We start from the raw sequence: 3,820 nt of genomic DNA, 5'->3' as shown, positions 1-3,820 counted from the left end.
GATTACGACACGGCCAAGGCGGAAGTCCTGAAGAAACTCACCAGCTGAGCGCCGAACGCCCATGCAGCAGGTCCTGTGTCCGCAGTGCGGAGCGCCCGTCAAGTTCACCTCCACGGCATCGGTCATGGCGGTCTGCGGCGCCTGCCGCAGCACGCTGCTCAAGGACGCCGACTCGGTCAGGCGCATCGGCGAGACCGCCGACGTGCTGGAAGACTATTCGCCGCTGTGCCTGGGCGCCGCCGGCCAGTTCGAAGGCAAGCGCTTCGACCTGATCGGCCGCATCCAGCTGCGCTACGAGGACGGCTTCTGGAACGAGTGGTACCTGTGGTTCGACGACGGCTCGGACGGCTGGCTGTCGGACGCCTCCGGCCAGTACGCCATCACCCGCCGCCGCAAGGCCAAGACGGTGCAGGGCCTGCCGGCCTTCGCCGACATCGCGCCCGGCGACGACATGAAGCTGGACGGCCAGCGTTTCACCGCCTCGGACGTGCGCCGCTGCCGCGCCGGGGGCGCGCAGGGCGAACTGCCGTTCGTGCCGGGCGACGGCTGGGAGGCCAAGGTCGCCGACTTCCGCAGCCTGGACGCGTTCCTGACGCTGGACTTCTCCGACGGTCCCGAGCCCGAACTCTATATCGGCAAGGCCTTCGACCTGGCGGGCATGCAGGCGGCCTCGCTGCGCCCGAACGACCAGGTCGAGGAGACCGCCGGACGCTTCCGCGGCCAGATCAAGGCGCTGGACTGCCCCAACTGCGGCGCGCCGATCAGCTTCGTCGCGGCCATGGCGACCCAGGTGGTGTGCCCCTCGTGCGCCGCCACGGTCGACTGCGCCGGCGACACCGCCGAGGTCATCGAGAAGGCGCGCAAGGTCAAGGCCATCAAGACCACGCTGGCGCTGGGCGCCACCGCCAAGATCGATGGCGCCGCCTTCACCCTGATCGGCCTGATGAAATGCGCCGACCCGGATCCCGAGGAGCCCTCGGACTGGATCGAATACCTGCTGTTCAACCCGGCCAAGGGTTTCATCTGGCTGGTGGAGACGGACGAGGGCTGGGAACGGGTGCAGGTCTGCGACACCTGGCCCAGCTACAACAACGCCACCAGCGTGCGCTGGCGTTCCAAGCTGTACCAGAAGCTGTACGACTACACCTCGCGCGTCGAGCTGGCGCTGGGCGCCTTCAACTGGCGCGTCAAGGTTGGCGACAGCACCAAGATCACCGACTTCAAGGCCGGCAACCTCAAGCTGACCCGCGAGCAGGGGCCGGCCGAACTGGGCTGGTCGGCGTCCGCGCCGGTGGCGCCGGCGCAGCTGGCGGAATGGTTCGGTAATCCCGAGCTGGCCAAGCAGAAGGCGATGGCGTCGGCGGCCTCGGGCGGCGGCTACCGCAAGTGGGCCTGGTTCGCCACCATCGCCATGGGGTTTCTCAACATGGGCAACATCTTCAGCGGCCGCGTTTTGCCGCTCGTGATCGGCCTGGCCTTCCTGTGGCTGCCGGCCAGCCTCGCGGACAAGATGTCCGCAAAGGACGACTGAGGCATGGGCAAGTTCATCTACGCCATCTACGCCCTGATCGTGGTCATGGCCGCCACCGGCGCCAGCTCGCCCGGCGCCCGCTTCACCAGCGGCGGCGGCAGCGGCGGCAGCAGCAGCAGCTGGGGCGGCGGCTCGTCGGGCAGCTCGGGCTGGTCATCGGGCGGTTCGCACAAGTGACGCCGCACGCCACGCCCGGCCGCCACATCCTGGCCGATTTCCGCGGCGTGTCCGCCCGCCTGCTGGCCGACGCCCAGGCGCTCGAACGCGAGCTGGTCCTGGCCGCCGAGGCGGCGGGGGCGCGGGTGCTGGGCGCCCACTTCCATCATTTCGGAGAGGGCGCCGGCGTGACCGGGGTGGTCATGCTGAGCGAATCGCACATCAGCATCCATTCCTGGCCCGAACATCGGTTCGCCGCGCTGGACATCTTCATGTGCGGGGCCGCCCGGCCCGAACTGGCGCTCGAGCGGCTGCGGGCCGCGCTGGGGCCGGAGACCGTCCGCGTCACCACGGTCGACCGCGGCTGAACGCCGCTTTCCCTTTCGGCGTTGATCTGGCGCAAGCGGGCCGTCTGCCGCAAATTGACGGGCGTTATATACCTATATATATTTCGTTACCGAGATTGATCTTGTCCGAGGAGAGAGTCATGTTCCGCAAACACCCGATCCTGGCGGTATCGCTGGCCCTGGCCGCCGTCTGGGGCCCCAGCGCCCACGCCGGCGACCTGGTCGTGTCCGCCGCCGCCAGCCTGACCAACGCGTTCAAGGACGTGGCCCAGGCATACGAGAAGGAGCATGCCGGCACCAAGGTCATCCTGAACTTCGGCGCCTCAGACGTGCTGCTGCAGCAGATCGTCAAGGGCGCGCCCGCCGACGTGTTCGCGTCCGCCGACCAGAAGGCGATGGACAAGGCCGTCGAGGAAAAGGCCGTCAAGCCCGAATCGCGCGTGGATTTCGCCGCCAACCAGATCGTGCTGATCGTGCCGACGGACAGCAAGGCCAACATCACCGCGCTCAAGGACCTGACGCGCGACGACGTCAAGCGCATCGCCTACGGCAACCCGGCCTCGGTGCCGGTGGGCCGCTACACGCAGGGCGCGCTGCAGGCCGCCGGCCTGTGGGACGCGGTGCAGGCCAAGAGCGTGCTGGCGCAGAACGTGCGCCAGAGCCTGGACTACGTGTCGCGCGGCGAAGTGGACGCGGGCTTCGTGTTCGCCACCGACGCCGCCGTGATGCCGGACAAGGTCAAGGTCGCGGTGCGCGTGCCGTCGCAGACGCCCGTCACCTATCCGATCGCCGTGACGGCGCGCGATACCGCCGCCAAGGAAGCCAAGAGCTTCGTGGCCTACGTGATGTCGCCCGCCGGACAGGAAATCCTGTCGCGCTACGGTTTCCAGAAGCCCTGAGGCCGCGGCCGGTATTCAATCGCGGTCAGTGATGAGCGATCCAGTATGGGTGCCCCTGCTGCTTACCCTGAAAGTGGCAGGCTGGGCAACGTTGTTGGCGACCGTGGCCGGCGCCGGGGCCGCTTATGGCTTGTCCCGCTGGCGCTGGCCGGGGCGGGACCTGCTGGATGCGATCCTGACCCTGCCGCTGGTGCTGCCGCCCACGGTGCTGGGCTACTACCTGCTGGTGCTGCTGGGCCGGCGCGGCGTGCTCGGCGAAAAGCTGGCTGAAATCGGCATCGAGCTGGTGTTCACCTGGCAGGGGGCGGTCATCGCCGCGTCGGTGGTGGCCTTCCCGCTGGTCTTCAAGTCGGCCCGCGCCGCCTTCGAAAACGTCGATCCCCAATTGGAAAGCGCGGCTCGGGTATTGGGCGTGTGCGAGGCCGGGGTGTTCTTCCGCGTGACGCTGCCGCTGGCGGCGCGCGGCATCGTGGCCGGCGTGCTGCTGGCCTTTGCCCGCGCGCTGGGCGAGTTTGGCGCCACCCTGATGATCGCCGGCAACCTGCCGGGCCGCACCCAGACGCTGTCGGTCGCCATCTACGAGGCGGTGCAGGCGGGCGATGACGCCACCGCCAATTTCCTGGTGATGGTCACCTCCATCACCTGCGTTGCGGTGCTGCTGGCGGCCGGCAAGCTGGTGCCGATCCGCGGCCGGCGCAGCGGAGACGGGCAATGAGCGTCGATCTGCGCATCCGCAAGAGCATGGTGTCCGGCGACCGGCACTTCTCGCTCGACGTGGCGTTCTCGTCGGCCTCCAAGCGCATCGCGCTGTTCGGGCCGTCGGGCGCCGGCAAGAGCCTGACGCTGCGCGCGGTGGCCGGCCTGTTGCGGCCCGATGCCGGCCGCAT

General features: G+C 68.9%; 6 protein-coding genes. All 6 read left to right on the top strand.

Going from position 1 to position 3,820, the window contains the following annotated elements; translation table 11 throughout:
- The first annotated feature begins 61 nt into the window (after positions 1 to 61).
- The gene (locus AOZ49_RS21815) at positions 62 to 1,531 is read left to right on the top strand and encodes a DUF4178 domain-containing protein (protein WP_054477726.1); all 1,470 of its coding nucleotides are present in this window, start codon (positions 62 to 64) and stop codon (positions 1,529 to 1,531) included.
- 3 nt (positions 1,532 to 1,534) lie between these two features.
- Complete coding sequence (locus AOZ49_RS33055) at positions 1,535 to 1,708, top strand: hypothetical protein (protein WP_180180106.1); 174 nt, start codon at positions 1,535 to 1,537, stop codon at positions 1,706 to 1,708.
- Positions 1,705 to 2,055: an adenosylmethionine decarboxylase gene (gene speD, locus AOZ49_RS21810; RefSeq protein ID WP_054431663.1), complete on the top strand. Its 351-nt coding sequence runs from the start codon at positions 1,705 to 1,707 to the stop codon at positions 2,053 to 2,055. Before AOZ49_RS33055 ends, speD begins: the two co-directional genes overlap by 4 nt.
- A gap of 119 nt (positions 2,056 to 2,174) precedes the next feature.
- Positions 2,175 to 2,933, top strand: a complete 759-nt coding sequence (modA, locus tag AOZ49_RS21805) for a molybdate ABC transporter substrate-binding protein (protein ID WP_006390565.1) — start codon at positions 2,175 to 2,177, stop codon at positions 2,931 to 2,933.
- Positions 2,934 to 2,964: 31 nt separating this feature from the next.
- On the top strand, positions 2,965 to 3,648 hold the full coding sequence (gene modB / locus AOZ49_RS21800) for a molybdate ABC transporter permease subunit (protein ID WP_054431662.1): 684 nt from the start codon (positions 2,965 to 2,967) through the stop codon (positions 3,646 to 3,648).
- On the top strand, positions 3,645 to 3,820 hold a 176-nt coding region (locus AOZ49_RS21795), incomplete at its 3' end, for an ATP-binding cassette domain-containing protein (protein ID WP_156355717.1). The genes modB and AOZ49_RS21795, both read left to right, overlap by 4 nt.

Origin of the sequence: Achromobacter sp. 2789STDY5608615 (assembly GCF_001298995.1) — a bacterium.
GTDB lineage: Bacteria > Pseudomonadota > Gammaproteobacteria > Burkholderiales > Burkholderiaceae_B > Achromobacter > Achromobacter insuavis.
The sequence above is the reverse complement of the archived record's forward strand: the minus strand, read 5'-3'. Positions and strand labels throughout refer to the sequence as shown.

Coding starts and splice junctions, on each gene's coding strand:
- AOZ49_RS21815 (WP_054477726.1), top strand. CDS start 62: ATGCAGCAGGTCCTGTGTCCGCAGTGCGGAGCGCCCGTCAAGTTCACC.
- AOZ49_RS33055 (WP_180180106.1), top strand. CDS start 1,535: ATGGGCAAGTTCATCTACGCCATCTACGCCCTGATCGTGGTCATGGCC.
- modA (WP_006390565.1), top strand. CDS start 2,175: ATGTTCCGCAAACACCCGATCCTGGCGGTATCGCTGGCCCTGGCCGCC.
- modB (WP_054431662.1), top strand. CDS start 2,965: ATGAGCGATCCAGTATGGGTGCCCCTGCTGCTTACCCTGAAAGTGGCA.